Annotated in this window: 22 protein-coding genes; 17 read left to right on the top strand and 5 right to left on the bottom strand. The window is 47.9% G+C overall.

What is annotated here, in order from left to right; translation table 11 throughout:
* Positions 1 to 266 precede the first annotated feature (266 nt).
* Positions 267 to 1082, top strand: coding sequence for an alpha/beta hydrolase (locus tag EKM84_RS05835; RefSeq protein ID WP_125764642.1), 816 nt, complete (start codon positions 267 to 269; stop codon positions 1080 to 1082).
* Positions 1083 to 1125: 43 nt separating this feature from the next.
* Here the strand turns inward: EKM84_RS05835 and EKM84_RS05840 are convergent, their stop codons facing one another.
* Complete coding sequence (locus tag EKM84_RS05840) at positions 1126 to 1944, bottom strand: Cof-type HAD-IIB family hydrolase (RefSeq protein WP_125764644.1); 819 nt, start codon at positions 1942 to 1944, stop codon at positions 1126 to 1128.
* A 245-nt stretch (positions 1945 to 2189) separates the two neighbouring features.
* On the opposite strand from EKM84_RS05840, the gene EKM84_RS05845 reads away from it, so the two are divergent.
* The 11 genes from EKM84_RS05845 to EKM84_RS05895 all read left to right on the top strand — a co-directional run bounded on the left by EKM84_RS05845 (position 2190) and on the right by EKM84_RS05895 (position 11757).
* Positions 2190 to 2573, top strand: a complete 384-nt coding sequence (locus EKM84_RS05845; RefSeq protein WP_125764646.1) for a MarR family winged helix-turn-helix transcriptional regulator — start codon at positions 2190 to 2192, stop codon at positions 2571 to 2573.
* A 209-nt stretch (positions 2574 to 2782) separates the two neighbouring features.
* Entirely contained in the window at positions 2783 to 4636 is a 1854-nt protein-coding gene (locus EKM84_RS05850) for a glycoside hydrolase family protein (protein ID WP_125764648.1), read from the top strand.
* Positions 4637 to 5105: 469 nt separating this feature from the next.
* Complete coding sequence (locus EKM84_RS05855) at positions 5106 to 5603, top strand: hypothetical protein (protein WP_125764651.1); 498 nt, start codon at positions 5106 to 5108, stop codon at positions 5601 to 5603.
* A 213-nt stretch (positions 5604 to 5816) separates the two neighbouring features.
* Positions 5817 to 6368 carry a hypothetical protein gene (locus tag EKM84_RS05860; RefSeq protein WP_125764653.1) on the top strand — a complete coding sequence of 184 codons (552 nt, stop codon included), beginning with the start codon at positions 5817 to 5819 and terminating at the stop codon, positions 6366 to 6368.
* A 14-nt stretch (positions 6369 to 6382) separates the two neighbouring features.
* The gene (locus EKM84_RS05865; protein ID WP_125764655.1) at positions 6383 to 6898 is read left to right on the top strand and encodes a hypothetical protein; all 516 of its coding nucleotides are present in this window, start codon (positions 6383 to 6385) and stop codon (positions 6896 to 6898) included.
* Positions 6899 to 6940: 42 nt separating this feature from the next.
* Positions 6941 to 7435: a hypothetical protein gene (locus EKM84_RS05870; protein ID WP_125764657.1), complete on the top strand. Its 495-nt coding sequence runs from the start codon at positions 6941 to 6943 to the stop codon at positions 7433 to 7435.
* Between the two features lie 60 nt (positions 7436 to 7495).
* Entirely contained in the window at positions 7496 to 7981 is a 486-nt protein-coding gene (locus EKM84_RS05875; RefSeq protein ID WP_125764659.1) for a hypothetical protein, read from the top strand.
* A gap of 186 nt (positions 7982 to 8167) precedes the next feature.
* Positions 8168 to 8602, top strand: a complete 435-nt coding sequence (locus EKM84_RS05880) for a hypothetical protein (RefSeq protein WP_125764661.1) — start codon at positions 8168 to 8170, stop codon at positions 8600 to 8602.
* Between the two features lie 60 nt (positions 8603 to 8662).
* Positions 8663 to 9847 (top strand): hypothetical protein, encoded by a 1185-nt coding sequence (locus tag EKM84_RS05885; protein ID WP_125764664.1) that lies wholly within the window; start codon positions 8663 to 8665, stop codon positions 9845 to 9847.
* Between the two features lie 228 nt (positions 9848 to 10075).
* Positions 10076 to 10945 carry a CAP domain-containing protein gene (locus tag EKM84_RS05890; protein ID WP_164511330.1) on the top strand — a complete coding sequence of 290 codons (870 nt, stop codon included), beginning with the start codon at positions 10076 to 10078 and terminating at the stop codon, positions 10943 to 10945.
* Positions 10946 to 11334: 389 nt separating this feature from the next.
* A complete protein-coding gene (locus tag EKM84_RS05895) occupies positions 11335 to 11757 on the top strand; it encodes a Spx/MgsR family RNA polymerase-binding regulatory protein (protein ID WP_125764668.1) in 423 nt (140 codons plus the stop codon).
* Positions 11758 to 12038: 281 nt separating this feature from the next.
* On the opposite strand, the gene EKM84_RS05900 is transcribed toward EKM84_RS05895, so the two are convergent.
* Together EKM84_RS05900 and EKM84_RS05905 are read right to left on the bottom strand one after the other, a co-directional pair.
* Positions 12039 to 12299, bottom strand: a complete 261-nt coding sequence (locus EKM84_RS05900) for a helix-turn-helix domain-containing protein (RefSeq protein ID WP_125764670.1) — start codon at positions 12297 to 12299, stop codon at positions 12039 to 12041.
* 79 nt (positions 12300 to 12378) lie between these two features.
* Complete coding sequence (locus EKM84_RS05905) at positions 12379 to 13146, bottom strand: C40 family peptidase (protein WP_125764672.1); 768 nt, start codon at positions 13144 to 13146, stop codon at positions 12379 to 12381.
* A gap of 410 nt (positions 13147 to 13556) precedes the next feature.
* On the opposite strand from EKM84_RS05905, the gene EKM84_RS05910 reads away from it, so the two are divergent.
* Complete coding sequence (locus EKM84_RS05910) at positions 13557 to 14267, top strand: MIP/aquaporin family protein (protein ID WP_125764674.1); 711 nt, start codon at positions 13557 to 13559, stop codon at positions 14265 to 14267.
* Between the two features lie 184 nt (positions 14268 to 14451).
* On the opposite strand, the gene EKM84_RS05915 is transcribed toward EKM84_RS05910, so the two are convergent.
* On the bottom strand, positions 14452 to 15162 hold the full coding sequence (locus EKM84_RS05915) for a TatD family hydrolase (RefSeq protein ID WP_125764676.1): 711 nt from the start codon (positions 15160 to 15162) through the stop codon (positions 14452 to 14454).
* Between the two features lie 462 nt (positions 15163 to 15624).
* On the opposite strand from EKM84_RS05915, the gene EKM84_RS05920 reads away from it, so the two are divergent.
* Entirely contained in the window at positions 15625 to 18165 is a 2541-nt protein-coding gene (locus tag EKM84_RS05920; RefSeq protein ID WP_125764678.1) for a MucBP domain-containing protein, read from the top strand.
* 314 nt (positions 18166 to 18479) lie between these two features.
* Entirely contained in the window at positions 18480 to 20759 is a 2280-nt protein-coding gene (locus EKM84_RS05925) for a MucBP domain-containing protein (RefSeq protein ID WP_164511331.1), read from the top strand.
* 68 nt (positions 20760 to 20827) lie between these two features.
* Here the strand turns inward: EKM84_RS05925 and EKM84_RS05930 are convergent, their stop codons facing one another.
* Positions 20828 to 21262: a MarR family winged helix-turn-helix transcriptional regulator gene (locus EKM84_RS05930; protein WP_164511332.1), complete on the bottom strand. Its 435-nt coding sequence runs from the start codon at positions 21260 to 21262 to the stop codon at positions 20828 to 20830.
* A gap of 108 nt (positions 21263 to 21370) precedes the next feature.
* Between EKM84_RS05930 and EKM84_RS05935 the strand changes: the two genes are divergently transcribed.
* Both EKM84_RS05935 and EKM84_RS05940 read left to right on the top strand, forming a co-directional pair.
* Positions 21371 to 21829 (top strand): hypothetical protein, encoded by a 459-nt coding sequence (locus EKM84_RS05935; protein WP_125764684.1) that lies wholly within the window; start codon positions 21371 to 21373, stop codon positions 21827 to 21829.
* 250 nt (positions 21830 to 22079) lie between these two features.
* Positions 22080 to 24326: a MucBP domain-containing protein gene (locus tag EKM84_RS05940; protein ID WP_125764687.1), complete on the top strand. Its 2247-nt coding sequence runs from the start codon at positions 22080 to 22082 to the stop codon at positions 24324 to 24326.
* Positions 24327 to 24539: the final 213 nt, after the last annotated feature.

Here is a 24539-nt window from a genome sequence, read left to right on the forward strand (position 1 = left end):
ATTTGTCTAAAGCGGTTTCATTTAAGTCTATCATATATTTTTATCCGGACAATTGTCAAATGAATTTCTAACAAAAACCAATAATTGGTGCGGTTAATCACAAGCCGGTTGTCAGGCAACGTTTGTTTGGCTAAGATAGGCCATAACTTATGCGGATGAATTTCCGGGTAAAAATGTTAACGGTGACAAATGTTTTGTGAACGAAATTTCACTTGTGTACAATTGAGAGAACTGGCATAATGGATTAGTTTAAGGAGGGTTGCGGTATGTGGCGTAAATTACGTTGGTTGCCAATGGTTTTGGGTGCAAGTTGGTTGGGGTTTCACTGGGCGAGTCGACAGACGACCCCAGCAGAGCCCTTGCGACGACGGCGACCGGGGGTAACTTACACGACAACGCCGACACTCTTTATTCCTGGCTGGGGCGGCAACGCGTGGACCTATAATGGGTTATTGCGGTGGCTGGCCCGAGCCGGATTTGGTCACAAAGTGTTAACGGTGCGTGTCGACCGTCACGGGGAGTTACATGTCACTGGCAAGTGGACCGGCCAAGCCGACAATCCACTGATTCAAGTGATCTTTGACCACCCATTTACGGCCGACTATCAACAGCAGATTGGCTGGATCACCGCGATTTTGCGGTACTTAAAAAGCCACGACCACGTGCAAGCCTATAATCTCGTGGCTCACTCGTGGGGTGGCAGTGCTGCAGTTAATAGTTTGTTATTGTACGGTGCGGCGGGGGATGTTCCCCGGCTGAACCGCTTAGTCCTCTTGGGCGCCCCCGTTGATGAACATGATGCGGATCACCCCGTTGATGCCACTTTTCAGCGGCTACGGGCCACGCCGGTCGACTGGTCGGCTCTGGGGACGGGGATGATTCACAATGTCTACGGCACGCTTTCTGGGCGGCTCACGGATGGGTCCGTCCCGGTGTCTCAGATTACCCCACTGCGCCCGCTACTAGCGGACAGTGCGCTTGGGTATCAAGAACACCACGTTCCCGGCGTTGGGCACGGCCGGCTCCACAGCTCACCACGGATGTGGCGGCTGATTGCCCGGTTACTGTGGGCAGACGAATGAGACAGGCTACCAGCAACTAACCGTTTGAATGGTTTAGCTAGTTTTAAACTTCGTCGGCTAAAATGGCCTCAATGACATCTAATACGCCATCGTGATCATTATCGGCGGGGGTAATTAGGTTGGCGACCTGTTTCACGGAATCCGTTCCGTTCTGCATCGCGACGCCGAGTCCCACGTGGGCCAGCATCTCCCGGTCGTTGTCGTTGTCGCCAAAGGCAGCGATTTCGCTGGGATCGATCTGCCAGGTCTTGGCGAGTTTGGTCAGACCAATGGCCTTGTTCATGTGGGCGGCGACGATATCGATGCTGCCAAAGCCACTGGCCATGGCGTTGATCTGTCCCGGGAACCGGGCATTGAGCTTAGCGGCCAGTTGCTGGATGGACTCGTTGGGCCACTCACCGTTGATTTTATAAATGGTGTCGTGGACCTGCGTCAGGTCAGGCACCCGGACGATGTTGTTGAAGAAGTAATCCTGAGATTTCGGGTCCGCGGGTTGGTCCGTCTGGTTGATGTAGGTGCCATGAGCCCCAGACAGGCGCAGTACTTGCGGCCGGAGGGTCTCATCAGCGAGAATGGCGGTCACCACTTGGGTAACGACCGTGGCATCGACCGGCGTTTCTAGCAAGGTCTGGCCCTGGTCAACGATCAAGCACCCATTTTCCGCGACGAACGTTTGGACGCGGGGCGTGGGGGCAAACACTTTCTTTAAATGGCCGAGGTGGTTACCACTGGCTACGACAAAGTGGATGCCGGCAGCGGTCAGGCGGGTGAGTTGTTGGTCAAAGCGGGTGTGGTTGTATTGCCGTTGTGAATTCAGGAAAGTCCCGTCAACGTCGGTGGCAATCAGTTTAATACGTGTCATGTTGGTCTCCTTCATGTGTTAAGAATTTCTAATATTAATGATAAAGACTTCCGGTTAGGAATTCAATGGTGTAGGTTAACGAGAGAATGAAAATAACGGTTCTAATTACTAGTGTTTTTAATCAATATGCTATAAACTATTAATAAATCGGTAACATAAAGACTGAAAGTAAGGGTTATAATAAATGGTTAGCGGGTCAGATAGTAGAAGCCACGCTAACGCAATACAGAAAGGAAGAAAGATTAATGACGCAAACGAACGATTTAAACCAATCCTTGGAATGGTTCTCACAACTCCAAAAGATCATGCGGCCAGTAACCACGATTAAAACGGAGGATATCACGATTTCGTTGGAACAATTTAACTTGTTGCACGCCATCACTGACCAAAAGGAAGAATTCACGCCAACCAAATTTGCTGGGCAAATTGGCGTTTCCAAGTCAATGATCTCCGGTCAAATCTCTCGGTTACTGCGCGCTGGTTTAATCGAAAGCATCGCCTCACAAGTTGACCGTCGTCAACACAACTTAAAGTTGACGCCAGACGGTGTAAAAGTTTACACCCAAGTTCGGGGTCAAGTTGTGGAACGCCTCAATGGCTTGCACGATGACATCTCACAATTAATGTAAGCTCTCGTGCAAACGAGGTGATTTCTGGGGTAGACCACGGTCGCCCAGAGAAAAGATCAAGTTAGTCTTTGAATCTTTAAGTCAGAAATAAGTCCCCTTTACGACTGGAATCTTTCAATCGTGTGACATTTTGGTTAAGATGGCCCAACGCTTTCTTGTCTTAGCTATAATGGAACATGTAGAAAGAATTTGGAACTGGAGGGGATTTTTTGAATTTGAGGAAAAAGCTCGGCCTATTGGTTACGGTTGCTGCGGGAGCAACATTGGTAGGTCTAAGCTCGGTCAATGTATTACCGAGTCTGAGCGCGAACGAGTCAGTTGCCTACGCGGCGACAACGATTAACGCAAAGCACCAGGGGATGGTTGCGGATGCCAAGACGGCGAACAATGACGCTTTGCAGGACATGATCGACAAGTGGAGCGGGAGTGTTACCATCCACGTGCCTAAGGGGACTTACCTCTTTGACGCGGGGAACATTAAGTTACATTCAAACATCACGTTTAAGTTTGATAAGGGTGCCGTTTTCCGGATTACTGAAGGCAACCGGGTGAACTTTGTTTATCCTAGTCCGGAAGCCGGTTACGACGGCGGTATCAGTAACGTGACTTGGCAAGGCGCCACGTTCCAAGGCGATAACACGTCTGGCGGACAGAGCGTCTTCACCCAAAGTATCCATCACGCCACGAACGTCAACTTTGACAAGTGTGTCTTTGACAACGCCGAATCACCAACTGGCCACTACATCGATATCGATGGGAGCCACAACGTGAATATTACCAATTCCGTTTTCACTGGATTCAACGGGTCACAAGATTTCAAGGAAGCCATTCAAGTGGATTACTCCAACAAGAAGGCCATGTCTTACAAGAACAAGGGCGACCAATACGATAACTTACCGAGTTATGACGTGACGGTCGACAACAACCAGTTCTTGCCAGTTTCTAAGAAGTCCGGGCAAGTCTCTTCATACGCGCCCAACCCAATCGGTGAACACGCCATCTACGGCCACGGGAAGGCGGGTATCATTCATGACGTCCACTTTACCAACAACACGGTCGTTGACCCCAAGCCATTGATGGACGATGGGGTTGCCACGATTCACTTTAAGGGCATTTCTAACCTGTGGATCACCGGTAACAAATTTATCAACCAACACGTGTTAGGTTCCGGGAACTACATTTACCTGTTAAACTCCGAACCCGCTTACACGATGACCAACCTGAACATCACGGACAACACGTTTACCAACGTTAACCCTACCAAGCAGTACGTTTACTTGGATAGCACGTCCGATGATAACCCAATGACGGATGTCACCATCACTGGGAACAATGCCATCACCCAAAAATTGGGGGCCACGTTTGTTAAGGGAAACTTCCCATTGACCAGCGCCGGCATCGACATCAATGACAACAAGATTACCAAGGGCAGCGTGGTCGACACCAATGTGACCTCGCAACAGACCATCACCGACACGACGGTCAACAAGCCATCTGGTTCCAACTCAACCAGCAAGCCTAACAAGAACAAGCAAAAGCTGAAGAAGCGTAAGCAAACGAACAAGAGTGAAAAGTACGTGGGCGGGTTAGACAGCCAACACGCTGAGCTCAAGGCCAACTTCGATACTTACTCCCTGTACAACCATATTCGCGGTCACAAGAACTGGAATATCATGAAGTACAACTGGAAGAAGCAAAAGAAGATGCGGGTTTACGTGGATATGCGGGCCACGGCCGATACCGGTGACTGGTACCGGATTCGCTTCAGCAAGAAATCCACGACCAAGTACTGGATTCGTAAGAGTGCCTTGCAATTCGATACCTTCTCAAACGAAGAATACAGTCGAGACTTAACGCTGATGAAGATTTACCCAGTTTACACGCTGCCATTTAACGATCCGATGTTAGCCAAGCAAAAAGGCACAACGGCAGACATCTCCGAACGGCGTGTCACGATTACCCACCGCGTTAAGCGGACCGATTCTGACGGCAAGGTCACGACTTATTACCAAATGAGTAATGGGTTGTGGACCCGGGCCTTAGCCTTCGATCTCGATTCATAAACCATTTTCCTCGCCTTACCGGACGGCAAAAATGGGGCGGAACGCTGTGGGCAGGACGCCCAGAGCCAAAGGGCGGTCTCTGTGCTCGCTTTGAACCGCTGAGTAACGCGTTTCAAAGACGCCATTAAAGAAGCGACGGCAGATGCCGGCGTTTTTTTAATCCCACGGCTGACCCCATTTTTGCCGTCCTCTCGGCTGAGACTGGTTTAGCCATGTCTTGTCTGGGTGATGATTTTATAAATAGTTCATGTGGTTCAACCTGCTTAATTGCGGGTTGGGCCTTTTTTTGTGCAGTGACAGCATGCAGAGTTGCGGGCAACTAGTGTGGTCGGGAATTCTGTTATCGGCCGCTGGGTTTTGCTACGCTGGTTGCGGTGCTTGTGAGATGCCCGAACCTTTGGAGAATTTCTCTTGCACCTAATAAAAGGTGCTCAGCGATTAGGCTGGCGCATCGTGGAGGATGTCATAGATGACAAGATTACATAAGCAATTACTACACGCTGGCCTGGCCTTGATGACGGTAGCAACGGTTGGGGCTGCAATCCCTGGAACGACGGCTAATGCCGCAACGCGGACAGTGCCTCAGTCCTTGAGAAATACCTGGTTTGCCTGGGGAAAAGGCGATGGCGGTGCGAATAGAGTTAAGATTACAGCCAAGACTTATACCAACACGCTTGGGGTGTATCAACATGGCAAATGGCGTGTGAATAGCGAGAAGCATACGCTGAAACTAGGCAAGAAGGTAAAGAAGAATAAGACCTTTACGTTGAGCAAAAAGGCGGACAAGAATGGTTACCGGACGTTGACGACCTCGGATCAGTATAGTAAATATGTAATGAAGGTTAAACGCGTTAAAGTTCACAACAAAACCAAGTTAAAAATGGTTACCAAATTTTCTGACAACTCTAAACGAACCGACATGTTCTTCCCGGTGACTAAGAAAATCATCAACACATATATGGATTAGGACAAGTTAGATTGAGATAGTTGCGGGCTTTTTTTGTTTGAGGTACGAAATGCAGAGTTACAGGCATTCTTCTCGGTCGGTAAGACTGTTATGGCCGTTTTAGTTTGCTAGGCTTTACCAAGTGTTTGCGAAGCGCTTCAATGACAGAATGTGACGTTAAGCACCAAATAAAGATGTGTCCGCCGAGTGTGGATGCATCATGGAGGATTGAAAATGACAGATTTACATAAACAGTTGTTGCGCGCTGGTTTGGCGTTGGTGACACTGACCAGCGTGGGATTGGCTGGGACAACGGCTAACGCGGCGACCAAGCTAGGCAATTCTGTGCCGAAGTCCTTGCGGGGAACTTGGTACGAGTTGAATAGCCAGTCAGGAATCATGCGGGTTAAGCTGACCGCCAAGACCTACAGCATTTCCAAGGGGTTCTTTATTAAAGGCAAATGGACGCCTAATTGGAACGGTGGCAAGACGTATCGGCTAGGGAAAAAGGTCAAGTTGCGTAAGACATTCACGATTTCGGCCAAGAATAATAAAAAGGGTTACCGAACGATTACGGCACGCCACAACAGTTATTCTTACGTGAAGTCCCAGTATAAACGGATGACCTCTAGGTATTCAAAACAAATTGTTTTGGGCCATAGAGCAATGACCTACACCAATAAACATACCCCTACAATGAGTGATACGTATCCGTCGGAGTTGGCGCCATATGCCAATCCGGCCAAGCATTTTTACGATGAATATGGCATTGGTAGTCTGAAGTAGGAGAGGTGAAAAAAATGAAACGTGGCGTATTGATTAGTGTGAGCCTGTTATTGGGGGCTCTCGGATTAGGCATGAGTCGGCCAACAGCAGCGGATGCCGCAACGACAATTCCCCAAAATATGCGGGGAACTTGGTATTTCTCTAATGGTGATGAAGATCCTGGACTCACACGGGTCGTGATGAAGGCCAAGACTTACGATATCGCGTTTGGGACGTTCAGTCATGGAAAGTTTGTTAAGAAGTGGAATAATAAGCAACCTTTGAAGCTGGCTAACCAATTGACGGTTAATAAGACGTTTACGACCAGTAAGCAAGGCAAGAAACTAATACTGAAGACTAAGATGGCGGATTGGGGACTGATCACGACTACCTATTCGATGAAAAAGGGGCATCTCTATCAACAATGGGTCAAGGACGATAGTGGCGCCAAAAACGTTTATTTGAGTGGGACATTTAAATATAGCAAGCTAGCTCACCCAGGAAAATATTTGAATGAAGTGTATAAAGCGGGAACTGCTCGCCGGTTATAACGCTTAGCTATTAATGAAATTGATTAAAGGAGCAATGCTAAAATGAAAAAGTCAGTATCAAGAATAGCCCTTACACTGTCCTTGCTAGGACTGGGGATTGTTGGCGCAACCGGTGTTTCAACAACGACGGCCCATGCTGCTAAGTTGTCAGCGGTGCCAAAGAATTTACGGAGTACTTGGGGCATGATGGGCGAAGAAGACTACATGGTTATTTTTACCAAGAATAGTTTTTCCTTCTCTACCATCAGGCGTTCGAAAAATAAGAATTGGGTTCTGGAAAAGTCACGCGAACCATATGTGAGTTTGAAGCTGGGTAAGAAAGTCAAAGCGAACAAGACATTTACAATCAGCAAGAATAAGTATGGTTATGCCTATGTTCACTACAGACTTAAGCGCGAGAGCAGTAGCGATAAGTTCTACTTTAAGGTTAAGGGAAAGAAGTTAAAGTGGAGCGATTACGCAAATGGCAAAGAGGCCGAGGAGTATACAAAGCTACCGACGATGGCTAGTCGGACGGCGTTCTTCGGAAAATACTAGACAACAAATTGATCAGCTTGGTGTGGATGATATATTTTTTGACAAAAGGAGATTTTTGAAATGAAGAAGTTAGTGAAATTAGGCGTTGCAGCGTTAGTTGCTGTGAGCTTTGGCGGATTAACAGTTACGACGGCGGATGCAGCAACCTGGCACAAAGGGTTGCCTAAGATTATTCGGAACAAGATGTACCGGACTAAATTTGATATGACTTATCCAAATGATCCGCAATTCACTTGGTACAAAGGGACTAAATCGACGTTAATGGAACATGCTACGCAAGGTGGTGCGGCAGATAAGATTTCTAAGACCAAGTATAAAAAGGTTGGCAAAACTTACGTTATTCATGGTTATGACAAGCTCGGTACTGCTAGAAATAAAATGTCTGGTAAATCTGGCAAGGTCTATGGCTATGTTCGTGTCCGCAAACTAAGCAATAAGAAAATCAAAATTGCTGACGGTAAGAAAACTACTAAGTATGAGGGAAAGTATTTAACGATGCAGCGTTTTTACCACTTCCCACGAGTCAATGGTCGGGTACAAAAGTAGGGTATAAATGTAAGTCAATTTGTGCCGCTTTAGCGTAAATGAGATGCTTAACGGGGTGAATGGTTGTGATCTGCCGCCGGCTAACCAGAATTGTTATGGCATAGGTGACAAGTCAATTTGCCTCGTTTTCGTACATAGGTGAATTTTGAAAATAAGACTCACGTACAGAAGAGGAGAAATAACAAGATGAACAAGTTTATTAAGACAGGGCTATCTGCTCTAGTTGTCGCTATCAGTGTTGGGGGGGCAGCGATAACCGGTGAGGCTGCAACTTGGCATAAAGGCTTACCGACATTTATTCAGAACAAAAAGTTTAAGAGTAAAATCAAACGTGAGATTGGCGTATGGTCTAAAGCAACTAAGACTACGGTGTTCATGAAACAGACGCAGGGCGAACAATTGCCAGCCATCAGTCATACTAAGTATAAGAAAATGGGAAAGGTCTATTTGATCAAAGGTAAGTATCACGACTCCCGCATAGGAAAAGGCATGCACACTTATTATTATCGGGTTCAAAAGCTCACTAATAAAAAAATAAAAATGGCAAGTGGTAAGACTGGCAAGCTAACTACAATGACAAGATTTAAGCATGCCCCTAAGAATAGCCAGACTTGGTGGTAGCGGGATATATAATCTTTCAGCATATTTAGTTGAAGCAGACTTAAGGAGCTAACGAAAAGGATGAAAAAAAGAATATTGTGGTTGAGTTTGCTGGTGGCCCTTGCCGTCGTAGGTGCAGGGTGTGGCAAACAAGCCAACTCTAGGAGTGGTCACCAGGACGGTCAGTCGACCAAGGTTGCCGACAAGACCGGCAATCAGCAAGCCACCGCGACTAAAGCGGAAACGCCTAAGCCCTCAGCGTTGACGACGTTGCTGTCCCCATTGATGGGGAAGAATGCTGAAGATCCGAGTACCCAATCGCAGAATGAATTGACGTATTCTCAGTTCTATTATCAACATAACAATTGGTACTGGCGGCTATCTTCTAAGGCACAGAAAACAATTGTTGGCGGAAAGATTACAACCCTAAATGGAGATTCTGGTGAGTACAAGTTGACTGGGAAGCAGACTAACGGGGATGAGTTTACCGTGAAGTTAACGCGGTATTCTGCAGATCGATTTTATTGGATAAAGTCCAGTGCGCCCAAGTTTAACCGGGCGTACGTGATTGGCGACACCAATGGTTCCTGGGCGACCGGGGCACCGACAGCGCTAGTTGGGACCTGGTCGACGCACATTTATAAGCCAGCACCAAGCAAATACGATGACGCCGAAACGCTAAAGAAGGAACCCTACAGTCGAACCCGATTCTTTATTAGTAATCAGGGAATCGATGGCCAAAAGGATAGCTTCACGCCGAAGTATACCGTCTATGATACGGGAAACGGTTGGGGGGCCAACGATGCGACCACTTACAAACAACTTAGTGACGATACCTATTTGTTGCGCACAACTTTAAATGGACGACTTTTTAACGTCTACAAGGTCACGCTTAAAAATAAACAACTGACCGTGGTTGGGAGCGAGAGCGACCTAGCCAATCTGAACAAGGTTTCTAGCAAACCGGGGCAGGCCTTTGGTTTTGACAACAGTGCGGCATTACACTTAACCTCGAAGCAACTGGATAACTGGATTGATCGGCACTTGTCGGACTTCAATCGAGACCCACATCAAGTTAAGCAGGCGTCGTTCATGGCCGATACGGATAAGCAGGGGCGGGTGACCGTCGACGTTTACGATTATGGCCGTGACATCCCAGTTGCTCCGCGGGTTGGTCGGTTCCGGGTTACCGCAATGGGGGTATTAGAAGGCCAAGAAGCTGGGGACACGACCTGGTGGCCGGTGTCTGATGATCCAACCAATTAACTTTGTAACTAGGCAAATAGGATAAGGGCAGAAGCATAGGTAAAGTTACCAGCAGTGGCAAGTCAGACGGTGTTATTCGGTAACTATTAACATCCCAATTTGCGCCGCTTTAGCGTAAGTGATATATTTAACGAGGTAAACGGTTGTGAATTGACAGTAATTTCAATTCGAACACGCACCTCGTTTTGTACATAGGCTTTTAAAATGAATTTTCAGGAGGAAAACAGGATGAAAAAGTTTTATTTAGCTTTAACTGTTCTGGCCGTTGCGACGGTCGGTTTAAGTGCCACGACCACGCCGGCTGCGGCCAAGACTGGTGCCAAGGTACTCAGCACCAAGAAGGTCAAGAAGACCGCGTACCATGTTACGAAGGGGACCATTTACAAGACCAATAAGCTGACCAAGGTTGCCCACCACGCCAAGAACTACAAATACACGACGCTGTACGTGACCAAGCAGAGCACGGTTCGCAAGGCTAACCACAAGAAGGCCGTCTACAGTTACATCACCACGAAGAAGGCTCGCGGCTGGATCTTGCGGAGCTACTTGAAGAAGGGGGTTGCGCCTAAGAAGTCGACTAAGACGATCCAGACGACGACCACCACCAACACCACTACGACGAAGAACGATGACTCGACCACGACGCAGACCACGGCGGCTACGTTTAACGCCAAAGCGGCCAACGCTGACTTTTTAGCCATGGTCAACAAGGAACGGGCCAAGAAAGGCGCCGCACCACTGACGATTGCGACCGACCTGACGAATTTGGCTAACCAACGGGCCGCTGACTGTGCGAAATTAGGCGATATTACCCACTACGATAGCGCGGGTAATACGGTCTACCTCGAAGAAGGACCAAAATTTGGCATCGACTTCAACGAGGGCCTGAGCTCTGAATGCCTGTACATGGCCGATGAGGGCTTTGTGGGCGACTACCAGAAGGCTGGCACCAACGCCGCCGACCAGTACCTCTACCACGATGCTGAGTCCAACTGGGGTCACCGGGACAACCTGATCAACCCTAAGGCCAAGACCATTGGGATTGGCTGGAAGATTTCTAACGGCACGATTTACAACGCTGTCGACCAACAAGGATAGAAAATATAAATGCAGCCCACCGGAGAATACAAATTTTTCGGTGGGTTGTTAAGTTTTCCTTCAAACTTGATTCACATCAATGACACCGTTTTCCTGAAAATGGTACACTGTCTCCAAGTTCTAGCGAGCATCTTCAAACAATCTTCACCTTTCCACCGTAAAACGGTTGCATTCCCCTGATAGAGTGTATTGTAAGCCCATGAAAAGTGGACGAACAGGCTAGCCAAATCGTGAGAATCTGAAGAAATTGTTAAAAGGTGGCCTAGACCGAGTAAAATGGGTTTCATCATTCCAGATTGTGGTGTACAATGAGAAACATAATTAGCACTCAACTAAAAGAGTGCTAATCCAAGTACCTCATCGAAGATAATCAATTGGAGGGCGATTCTATGATCAAAATGTACTTTCACGCTAAAACGACTGCGGTAACTAAAGCCATGAAATGGTTGGCGAACCACGATGCCATCTTTACCGCTCGCGACATTAAAAAACAACCTTTAACCAAGGATGAAATTCTTTACATGCTTTCTTTAACTGAAGAAGGCACCGACGACCTGATCTCAACGCGTTCTAAGGCTTACAAGGCCTTGCCTGCGTCCGTACAAGACATGGGGATGAACGAACTCGTTGACCTCTTGCAGAAGAATCCGGGGATTTTAAAGAACCCGATTGTTGTCGATCAGAACAAGTTAGCCACTGGCTTTGACCTGGAAACCATCCGGGAATTCGTACCAGCTGCTTACCGTAAGAAGGAACTGGCCAGTTTCTTCAAGATTTTAAACGGCGGGAACAACAATGCCGCTCTGGCTTAACACCAGCATAATAGAAGAGTAGATGACCGAGCACCGACACAATTTTGTGGCGGTGCTTTTTCTGTTGGTTGCTGATTTTCGTTCCCGGCGGCAATCTTCGCTACCGCTGCTGTGTCCGCGAAGTTGCCTCTGGTCGCTGACAACGGTCAGACCAGTAAAACACTGCCACAATTTGTGAGGAGTGCGGCCTTTACTCATCTTGAAATTAGTGATTTAGACGCAAAAAAGGTCCGAGATAGGTAATCTCAGACCTTAAAAGGATTAAGTGGTATTGGAGGTGCTTAGGCGGAAACAACGGAAACCTTGATCTTTAGGTCCAATCCGTGAGCGTAACGATTGAGTGTGGCTAAGGTTGGTGTGGAATCTAGACGCTCAATGCTAGCTAATTGGGCGGGGGACATGTTAATCCGTGTTGCCAGTTCCGACTGTGAAATTCCCCGTCGAATGCGTTCCGCCTGTAAAGCAGAGAGGGTATCAATAACAGTCATGTCATCTTTAGAAATTGAATGAATAGTCTTTTTGAAGTCTTGCCAAGTTGTCATTTGGCCCCATCCTTTCGCTGCAACCAAATCAGTCAAGTCCATTATACTAAAATAAATTATAAGTGGCTGCCTGGTAACCTTAGCTCAAGCTAGCTGGTCGGGAATACCCTACCGTGTGCCACCACGAAACGTTGGTTGCTTCGTTGACCACGCCGCGGAGTTGGGCGTCGATCATCTTGTTGTTCCCCTTGTAGATGCCGACGTGGCTGATGTTATTCTTGCTGGTACCGAAGAAAATCAGGTCGCCGGCCTTGGCGTTGGCGGCGCTCACGTGGGTGTAGGTATCGTACTGGGATTGGGCCGTCCGGGGCAGCGTTTGGCCAATGGCCTTATTGTAAACGTACTTGGTGAAGCCGGAGCAGTCAAACGAGCTGGGACCATTGGCGCCGTACACGTAAGGCTTACCTAGCAGGGACTTGGCCTCACTGTAGATGGCGCTGTACGTGCCGTTACCGGCTGTAGCGGTGCTGGTGTGGGCGTAGCTCTTCTTCTGTAGGTAACCGTGCCAGATCCAGCCGGAAGCGGTCTTCTTGCCGTTGGTGACGTAATAGTACAGGTACTTCACGCCGTTTTTCTTGACGATGTACCGCTTCTTAGTGGCGTGCCACGTGGTGTGGGGGTAGTTCTTTAGGTAGTGCGTTTTCTGTCCAAATTTCATATCGCTGGCAGTGCCACTCAGGTTGTAGGTCCAACCGGTCGCGCTCTTGCGCGTGTAGGCGGTGTTGGGCATGTTGCTGGTGCTGACGATGGTGTTGGTGCTGTTGGCCTGCGCGGTGGTTTGGCTCAGCGCAGGTACTAAGGCAGCGGCGAAGGCCACGGCCAAACTAACTTTTTTAAGTGTTTTCATAATTTTAATCCCTCATATGTAAGTTATTTGTGGTGCTTGTGACTCCTTCTAAGATAACGTATGGCTGTAACAAATTGATTACGGGGTGACATCATTGCGGTTACCATTGTGTGTATGTCAGTAATGTAACAAGGGTTGGATGATCCGGGTGAAATGCCGTGACTAGTTGTCATCAGGCTCTAATTGTTCAAAAAGTTCATAAGAACTAGTCGCTAAAAAGTCGACCTAAGCTGTGCCGGGACGGCGGTTAGTTGCGGTAACAAACTTTGACAGAATTCACATTGAATTCTCATATTAAGCGATTAATCTGTAACCGTTAACATTTCAGTATCTACAATCCTTACAGATTGTGTTAGACTATCCGTAGCGCTTATTAATTCCATTACATATTAAGAGGAGGGTGTTATTTTATGAATGGCTTTATTGGTGAGTTTTTTGGAACCCTGGTTTTGATTCTTTTGGGTGTTGGGACCATGGCTAGTGTTAACTTGAACAAGTCCTACGCTAAGGGGTCAAACTGGACCTACGTGTGTGTGGCCTGGGGTATGGCCGTAACGATGGGGGTCTACGTTGCCGGGTTACTCGGTTCACAAGGCCACTTGAACCCAGCCGTTACCATTGGGTTCGCACTGTTTGGTTACTTCCCATGGGCGGACGTTGTGCCTTACCTGTTGGGTCAATTCTTGGGGGCCTTCGTCGGGGCCGCGTTAGTTGCAATTCAATATTATCCTCATTTTAAAGATTCTCCTGACGAAGCCAGCGGTAACCACGTGGGAATCTTCTCCACGAAGCCCGCTATCAAGAACCCACTGTACAACTTTCTCTCTGAAACGATTGCCACTTGGGCCTTCGTCTTCGTTCTCTTGAACCTAGGGAACTTCACGGCCGGTTTGAAGCCGTTTATCGTTGGTCTGGTCATCATGGTCGTTGGGATGGGCTTAGGTTCCACGACTGGGTTCGCTTTGAACCCGGCCCGTGACTGGGGTCCGCGTCTGGCCTACACCATCTTGCCAATCCCCCACAAGGGAACGGCCGAATGGGGCTACGCTTGGGTACCAATGTGTGGCCCACTGGTTGGTGGTATCTTAGCTGCCGGCCTGCAATACTGGATTACTTATTAACCATGTTTCGGTCGGAATCAACGGGTTAGTCGTTGGTTAGGTTACTTGTCTTTCAAAGGTGTGACCCAATCCGTCCGAAATGAGATTCATCGCTTAAATGCAACGCTTAACAACTAATGGATTAAGGCTTTAAAGCGCTAAAAGGAGGCAACCGGGAATTTCCTGGTTGCCTCTTTTTGTGCCGTTATGACAGAAATTGCTGGAGATTTTGGTAAACGGTCGCTTCCAACTCGGCCGGCGCCATGCCCCGTAGATTGGCAATGATGCGCAGACTTTGTTTGAGAATCATCGGGTAGTCCGTCACCGTGACCGGGCGGTGTTGGGCCCAAGTCACGGCGGCCAGACCATCCGTTTCAATCAGGAGGCGGTTGAGGGGAATGGTCTTGGCCAGTTGGGTGACGGCCGGGTCGGTCAGGACGTCGGGACCAATCGTGAAGTAACAGTCGAGGCGGATGTAATCCGCTTGATACTCGGGCGAGGCGTACCAGTGAACCAGGTAGCGGTTGGGATACTTCTGAATGTTGGTCAACACGGCACGCTCACAGCCCTTGGTGTGGAGTACGACCGGTTTGCGGTGGTCGTGGGCAAAACGGAGCTGGGCCTCAAAAATGCGGGCCTGTTCCAGCAGATTCACATCCGTCCAAACGCTGTCCATGCCGATTTCGCCAATAATGTTGGTGGCTTCCAGATAGGGCGTGATCTCGGACCAGCGCAGTTCGGTGGCCTGCCAGGGGTGAATACCAAAGCTCAATGGCTGATGGCCGTCAACGAGCTGGCGATTGGTTTCCCATTCGGTGGGTGATTGACAATTGATCAAGGCTAAAATGTGTTCGTCGCGTTGAAGTGCGGCGAGTTCAGAACTGCCATCCAGATGACAATGCGCATCACATAACATGGTGGAGGCCCCCCTCGAGATTTGTTGCATTGAGTGTAGCACGTTCTGACGACGCCACCTACTGGAAGGGGTTAGTTGGCACGGTATTTTGTAAAAGGGGCCAATTAAGGGCCGCTTGGTAGGATTGGTTAATGGCCTTTCTTTCTACACAATTTAAAATTTGTAACATAACGGTTTTTACGAAAAAATGGCCAGACTTTGTGAAAAGGTTAAACCGTCTTACTTGTTATAATGACCGGAATGTAGGCAATTAAATCACAAATTTATCTTGTGTGTAAATTAGTTAAACTGACGAATGTGACTGTTAAACGTTTCGACCGTTTAGTAGATTTTAAAACTCGAAGTCGTTATAATTATATTCGTAAAGAGCATAGACCGTTTTGCATCAAAAACGGGTGGATCAACAATTACTCATGCGGTGAGTGAGCCACGATAACATGTTTTTAGAGGGGACTGTTATGTATGTTTAATACCAAAGAACACTATAAGATGTATAAAAAAGGGAAGACCTGGATTTTTGCCAGCATCGTCACAGCCACGTTAGCCTTGGGGGCTTTCGGCGGTCAGACGGCGCATGCGGATACTAGTGACGCCGCCACGGCCGGTGAAGAGACGGCGACCAAGGAATCGGTAGCACCAGTGAAACAGGTGACGCTCGGTCAGCAGCAACAATCACAGACGCCAGCTGATGCGGCGGTTAAGGAAGATACTGAGACCTCCACGCCGAGTGACGGCGCGAAGGACCCGGTGGCGGCACCCGCTAAGGAATCGGAAACAACACCGGCGCCGGATGCGACTAGCAATTCAGATGGCGACACGGCAGATGAAAACGGGGCCGCTGATTTACCAGCAACTCCAGCACCAGACGCAGATAAAACGGGTTCGACGGATGGCAGTAAGGTGACGGAAAAACCTGCCGCAGACGCACCGGCTGATCAGACCAATAATGAGGTCACGCCACCAACCGATAAGCAACCAGTGACGCCAGTTAATACGGCTGAGAAGGTTAATCCACGCTTGCGGTCAATGGCACCAACGCCGACACCAACACCAGCCGTGACGGCGGCTCAACCCGTTGCTGAGGCTGAGGAGTCGATTGATCAGTGGATGCCGAACAAGACATTGCAGCAGGTGGTATTTAATACACTTACAGCTAAAAATGATTATTTTAATCCTGAAGTTTCAGCTTCTGGAAAAACCTGGAGTAGTGTCAACGATATTACACAGGCAGATATGTTGTTGCTGAATCGTCTTGATGTGCAAGCATATGCTACTACGTACATTGATGGCAAGACGTCGTTTTCTTTGGAAGGCTTGCAGTATGCAACTAATTTAACCTATTTGGATCTTGCTAATGACTTGGATCGAGCGCCCTATGCTATGCGGGGAGATATTACGGATTTAACGCCATTAAAAGGACTAGTCAATCTGACGTGGCTACAATTTGCTTGGAACCGTGTTTCAGACATTACGCCGATTACCGGGTTAAAGAAAATTACGTATCTATCCATGGTGACCAATAGTATCGCTGATTTTTCTACATTGAACCTAGCACAATATACAGCCGGTTATTCAATTGGCCAGCAATATGTAGTGAACAACCTAGCTTATGTGCCACGAACAGGTTCATACATCATGTCTAATCCCGTAAAAGCACCACAAGGGAGCACTTTTGTAGCAAGTACGCCGGGAGGAGCAGTTGCAATCCCACTCTCCAATCCAACTGCGAAGAACCCAACGCCAACCGTTCGAATCTTTTGGGTAGGAGCTTCTTCGACAGTAACTGATAGCCAGATTACTTATTCAGATATCAAGGACCAGATTATGCCAGGGCAGACCTACAACCCATTGAGTGAAACGTATCCATACCTGGTCCAGGAAGATTATACGTATTTCTTGGATACGATCTTTTCGGATTCTGTTAACGGCATCACCGTAGCGATGGTAACGCCTTATGTTAAGGCAGATGCTGCCGAGGACGTAACAGTCAATTACGTTGATGAGTCTGGCCAGAAATTGGCTGACCCAGAAACCTTAACCGGGCTAATCGGTGAAGGCTACACGGCGCCAACGAAAGAGTTTGCCGGTTACGAACTGACTGAGACACCAGCCAATGCGACTGGGACCTTCTCCGACACGCCCCAGACGGTGACTTTCGTTTACAAAGAAGCCACGTCGTCCGTGACCGTGCATTACCAGGATGAAGCCGGGGCCACGATTCAAGCCGACACGGTGGCCTCTGGTCAGGTGGGGACGGCCTATGACATTGCTCACCCCGACATCACCGGGTACACCTATAAGGAAACGCAAGGGGATGCCCAAGGGACCTACACGGACACACCAACTGAGGTGACCTTCGTGTACACCAAGAACGCCGGGACCGTGACGCCACCAGTGGTTACACCTGATCAAACGATCACGGTCACCGTTCACTATCAAACGGCGGACGGCACCACGGTCGCGCCAGATGTGCTGGTAACTGGCAAGGCCGGCGACACCTACACGACGAGTCCAGCGGCTAACGTGCCGGATGGCTACAAGCTAGTCGCCACACCAGCTAATGCCAGCGGAACATTGGGCGACAGTGACTTCTCCGTGACCTACGTTTATGAAAAAGCTGGCGGAGAGGGCGACAAGGTCATGCCGGACACGGACAAGTCAACGACCAAGCCGACGAAACCGGGGACTAAGCCTGCCACTAAGCCAGCTACGACGCAGAAGACGCCGGCTAAGAAGACCCAGGCTGGTGGCCAAGCGGATGCCTTGACTGGCAAACGTGGTGGCAAGACCGTCGCAACTGTGGCCAAGGGTGGCGCGGCCGCTAAGGTAGATTTAACTGCCAAGACGGGCACGCAGGCAGACCAGCCAGCAGTGAAGAAGTCAGCTGCGGCCGATTTGCCACAAACCAACAGTCGTGAACAAACCTCGCCATTCTGGGGTGTTGCACTGTTAGTGGCGGTCTTAGGTGCATTCGGATTCAAATTTAAGCGTAAAGAACCATAAGCAGAATGACTGAACGGACTGAGCAGAACGACTCGGTTCGTTTTTTTGTTACAACTTTTTAATGATGTACCCATGAAAAACAAACTAATTTATGGGTGTCACGCTGCTAGCTTGTTTATTTAAAGGTCAAGCTTGGTGGTGGTTTCAGTCGCTTACATTTTAGTCACAATTTTGTAGTATGTCATAAATAGTTTCTGGGGTGTGGACATTCCATAAGTTAATCAATATAATGACCTTAGGGAGAGAATTAATTGAGATGCTAAATTAATAGGTGAATGTGAAGCATGCGGACAAGTACTTAGGGAGTGAGTATGATGTTGAAACAGTGCGGTGGATCAGAACATTATAAGATGTACAAGAAGGGGAAAACTTGGATTTTTGCGGGAATCCTAACCAGCTTCTTCTTGGTCACGACGGTGGGAACCGAGACGGCTCATGCGGAGACGACTGATCATGATACGGTAAAGAATGACACCCAGCAGGTCGTTCAACAGCCCACCACTCAGGAACAACAGGTCACGCTGAAGACGACGGCGGACCAAAAAGACGAGACGGTTCCACCCGTAGCGGATGAACCCGATGCGGACGTGACATCGGACGCTGAAAAGCCAGCGACTGATGCGGCAGAAAAGCAGACACCGGCGGAACCAGAAAATACGCCGCCCGTTGTTGAAGAAACACAAGACAACCGGCATATAGGTGACCCAGTCGAGAAGCCAGCGCCGGTGGTGACTCCGGACGTAGCTGTGACCAACAAGAATACGGCAAACCCCGATAAAACAGAGAATGTTAAACCAGTAACCGAAGTGACGCCGTCTAAGACCAAGGTTAATCCACGCTTACGGTCGATGCCAGCGCCACAGCCCGTGACGACGGCTCCGGTTGCTGCGGCTGCGGCCGTTCAGACGGACCAGTCGATTGATGAGTGGATGCCGAATAAACGCCTTCAAGGTATGGTTTTATGGACGTTGAATAATAGTAAGCTTGGGAAGACATGGGCTGATGCAAGTGAGATTACCAAGGATGACATGCTGTTACTAACAACGTTGTCCACGGACAATGGCCAATTCTCAGAAAACTGGACGTCAACTTATATTGATGGAAAAACTTCATTTTCACTAGAGGGGCTACAATATGCCACAAACTTAACCTCACTCGATTTAATTAATAATTTAAATCTTGGAGAAGGTTGGTATAACGGGGATATTACGGATATCACTCCGCTCAGTGCCTTATCTAAGCTGACATATTTACAATTATCTAGTAACCGGATTACTGATATATCCCCGATTGCGGGACTGAAGAACATTATCGAATTGGAGATTCCGTACAATTATATCTCTGATTTATCCTCGTTGAATGCGGCTCAATATACGAAGCGGTTCACTTTCAACAACCAACTGATTATAAATGATCCAGTTGTAGTTGATGGGGAATCACGAACATATACGACCCCGATTGTGGTTAAATTGCCACAAAACTATCAATCAGCGTTGACACCTAAAATTGGTTATGGATGGGCTTACCACACCACGACAGAGATTTATAACTTTTTACCAGCGGGTATAGATACTGTTGTTGGCGGGAATATTGTTTATTCAGAAATTCCTGATCAGGTTATGCCGGGGTCAACCGCTGTTCGTTTTGATGGGTTCACAACGTATAAACTCCCTTATTCTTACTATTTGAGTCAGTCTTACTTCGAGGGGAATAACGGAGATGGGGCATTGGACTTTTCTGTTTATACGCCATATACCATTGCTGCTAAAGCACAAGCAGTTACCGTTCACTATCAGGATACGGAAGGAAACGAGATTGCGCCGGCTAAGGTATTACCGGAGGGCATGGTTGGTGATGCTTATACAACGGAGCCTTTAGTCATTAAGGATTATACCTTGAAGACAACGCCGGAGAATGCCGCTGGAACTTACGGGGATACTGCGATTGACGTCACTTACGTTTATACCAAGAACGCTGGGACGGTCACGCCACCAGACGTTATACCGCCAGTTGTCACGCCGGACCAAACGATTACGGTTACCGTTCACTATCAAACGGCGGATGGGACCACAGTCGCACCGGATGTACTAGTAACGGGGAAGGGTGGCGATACCTATACGACTAGTCCAGCTGCCAACGTTTTGGACGGGTACGAGTTGGTTACGACGCCAGCTAACGCCAGTGGGACATTGGGAGACAGCGACTTTACTGTGACCTACGTTTACGCTAAGTCAGGTGGGGCTGCCGACAAAGTTACGCCAGACACGGATAAGCCAACGACTAAACCGACTAACCCAACCTCTAAGCCAGCCGATAAAAAAGAAGCGGCTGCCAAGAAGGTGACAAATGGTGGTCAAGCCGCTCAGCTTGCCAATAGTAAAAAGAGTGCGACTATTGCCAAGGGTGGTGCGGCCGCTAAGGTGGATTTAACCGCCAAGACGGGCACACAGGCGGATCAGCCGGCGGTTTCAAAATCAGCTGCGGCCGACCTGCCACAAACCAACAGTCGTGAACAAACCTCACCGTTCTGGGGGATTGCACTGCTGGTTGCGGTCTTAGGCGTCTTTGGATTCAAGCTGAAACGCAAGGAATAATAAGCACATAAGCAAACAGCCAGTCATGGTTCGACAAAGTGTCGAGCCGTGACTGGCTGTTTTTGCGTTTATTTAGTCTGATCAAACTTTTTAGCCTGCTCACTCCAGGCTTCCAACTGCGTATAGACCCGTTCAACATCGTTGGCAGGGACGTCGCCCAGAACCTGGTCCCAAAGCGATTGCTTGAGCTGGCGAATCGTCTTGCAGGCGGCTTTTCCCTTAGGCGTGATACGAATCCAAGTGATTCGGCGGTCGCTGTCATCGGGGGTTCTGGTGATGTAACTGGCGTGTTCAAGTCGGGTCAGTTCGCGGCTCACCAGGCCTTTATTGATGGCGAGCTCGGTCGTAATTTGTTTGGCCGTGACGCCGTCGTGCTCATTGATGAAGAGCAGAAAATTGGCGTTGCTGGCATTGATCTCGGGCAGCGTCAGTTCGTGATTCATGGCAATCTGAAAGCGACGGTGGAGTGCACCGATAAACTTGCCAATCTTGGTGATATCCAAAACAACAGCCTCCTTTTTTTGTTTAGTATAGCATAACATATAGTTGACAAATAAACTAAATTCGGTTATTCTTTAATAGTTGATTTATCAACTATGGGAGGATTTTAAATGACTTTGAAACAGCGCTTGATTTTTTCTTTCTTGATGTGCACAGGGATGGCTAGCAGCATGAGCTGGTTAGGCATGGCGAAAAATATGGGGATCAATGCAAACATGTGGCGGGTGTTTGGACTGTCTGTTGGGCCAACGATTCTATTTGCGTTTGTCCTCAATGTGTTGGTGGTCAGCAATCTGAGTACGTTGCTAGTGAAAATAGGCACGCGGCCGCTGGTCAATGCGTCTGCTATTCAGCTAAGGGCCGGCACGATTCGTAGCTGGACGATGCTACTGGTAATGTGCTTCACCATGAGTACCCGCGCGCTCCTGATGAACGGGACGCTGGCCCACATGACGCTGGCGCAGTTCATCCTGAGCTTCTTTAGTACCTTGACGATGGCCTATTTTATCCGTGATCTCTTGATTATGCCAGGGATTCAGCGGCTGATGACGCGGAAGCAGCGGGCTTGAGTGAAATTAAAATGATTGTTGGTGGAACGAGCTGAATGTATTTGGCTCGTTTTTTATTTGAAATTGAATTAAACCGATAATGATTATTGCTAAAGCAAGACTAGAATATAAAATTAGTTATTAAGAAGAAAGGTTTCACATATTTACTTGATTGTTATGTAGATGTTTCATATAATGATTTTGTGAGATGGCCAATGTAACCTTCTTGCGAGTTGGATAAGAGAGTAGGGACTGAATAGGGGGAGTTTATATGGATGAAGTTATTAGAAAATATAAAATAATGTATAATTCGGATAAAAGATGGCTAGTGATGACCACAGTCGCGGTTTCGTTGGTGTGGGGAATCTTGGATAGTCAGCCGGTGTGCGCAGATGTTGTGCCTGATGCTGGTACTGATCAGGAGAAGGTTATGGCAGACTCAGATGGGGATGGTCAGTCGGTGAGGTTAATGAGGCCTGTGGTGGACGGGAGTAGACAATCTGATGTCCCGGACAATGACAAACCAGATACTGAGAGTCCTGTAGAGGAAAAGACTGGTACGGATAATTGGGCGTTACCTGATGAGGAAAACGAGGAGGAGTCACACAAACAGGTAGACTCGACGTTGTTGATGCCTAAGATAAATCAGGATGGAGCAACAAGTGAGTCTCAATTGAGTGAGGTAAATGGCCAGAAAAAGGATAAGTTAAGGGTTCTCTCTAAGCGAGATACAGTGGTAAATGAGCCGCAACAGAATGACGTACATAAAACGCAACAATCAGTTCAAGCGAAACCAACATCGACTGTTGTAATCCAGCAGGCTAGAACTAGTGCACAAAGTTTGATTGATAATTGGATGCCTAATGAGAAGCTACAAGAGTTGGTTTGGAAGGAGTTGACGGCAGCTGATGATACTCGGAATTCTAGAGTTTTTAATTCAGGAAGACACTGGGAAACTGCTAAAGATATCACTCAAAGTGATTTGAAACTTTTGGATGATCTTGATTTAGCAGCTTATGGAACAACATACATTGATGGAAAACACTCATTTTCCTTAGAGGGGTTAGAGTATGCGACTAATTTAAAAAGATTGGATGTTTCAAATGATTTAAGATACGAACCGTATGCAATTCGGGGGGACGTTACTGATTTAACACCACTGAAAAATTTAGTGAATTTAGAATCTTTGAGTTTTGCTGGGAATCGAGTTTCAGATATTACGCCGATTACTGGTTTGAAGAACATCGAGGAATTGATCTTTACCGGGAATAAAGTGGCAGATTTTTCTTCTTTAAACGTTGCACAGTATATAAAAAACTTGTCAATTGGTGAACAATTTGTGGAGAGAAGCTTAGTATATATCCCCCTAACTGAAAATTACGAGTTGGTGAATCCAGTAAAGGCACCGCAGGGATGGAAAATACAAAAGCAAGAGGAAAGCGGGACTACCAATGTCCTGATGTTAACAATGCTAGACGCGACGAGTATTAAGCATGGAGTAGGACGAATATTCTGGGCTGGAACTTTAACTGACATAGATGGTGATAAGCTAATTGTTGTCTCACCTGCGAGGAAGCAAATCCCGATAGGACCTCAATATAACCCGATTCCAGACAAAGTTGAAACTGTCCTTCAAGAGAAGTATACGTATTTTTTGAACTGGGCTCTCACTTTTAGCGGTAATCGAGCGGGAAAAGCAGATATTCGCTTAGTAATGCCCTATATGCAATCGGACAGAGCTCAGGATGTAACAGTCAATTACGTTAACGAAGCGGGGGATATTCTACACAACTCTGTGACGTTAAATGGATTTATCGGTGAAAGTTATCAGGCGCCAACTGAGGAAATTTCCGGATATCATCACGATAGTCCTAATAACGCGGAGGGCACGTTCACCAATGAAAAGAAAACTGTTAATTTCACTTATTTCAAGGACAACCCCAAGCCAGTAACTCCACCCGTGACGCCAACCCATCCCGCCCAACTTGGCACAGTCACCGTTCATTACCAAACGACAACCGGAACAATGGTGGCACCAGATAGGGTACTTACTGGTAGTGTCGGGGATTCCTATAGCACCAAGCCAGCCGCCAACGTGTCATCTGACTATAAGCTGACCACGACGCCGGCTAATGCTAGTGGTATTTTCAGTAGCGGGCAGATCACAGTAACTTATCTCTATGACAAGGTGGTCACTGTAGGAGCAGGGGATGGTTCTAAGCCAACTCTCACACCGGAACCGACGCCAACGCCTGACCAGTCAACACAGCAACCAGCAGAGCCAGACGTGAATTCAGGCCAGCCGGATGAGCAAGCTGAAACGAATCCGGCCGCAATGCCAACACAGAGTGGCGCCGCAGTCCAAGGGACACCAACAAAGACTGCAACTAAGCCATTCACCCCAGGAACCCAAGCAACTTTGCCCAAGACCAACGACAAGCCAACGTCCCCATTTTTGGGAATGACCATCCTGTGGTTGCTCCTTGGTCTGTTAGGCATTAAGCAACGGAAACACTAATCAAAGTAGTACAACCCCAAAAGGGCGCCAGCGAAACGATTGGCGCCCTTTAACATACCCCAAAAATAGATGTGGGTCGAACTAATTCAAGTGACAAACTACACTATTAATGTTTCATCCTATGCTAGCTTTTCAAGCGATAACCGGTTATACTAGGGGTGGTTAAGGATGACCAACCAACACACTAATTATCGATTTCGTTACACCACTGTT

The sequence above is a fragment of the Levilactobacillus mulengensis genome (genome assembly GCF_003946045.1).
Lineage (GTDB): Bacteria > Bacillota > Bacilli > Lactobacillales > Lactobacillaceae > Levilactobacillus > Levilactobacillus mulengensis.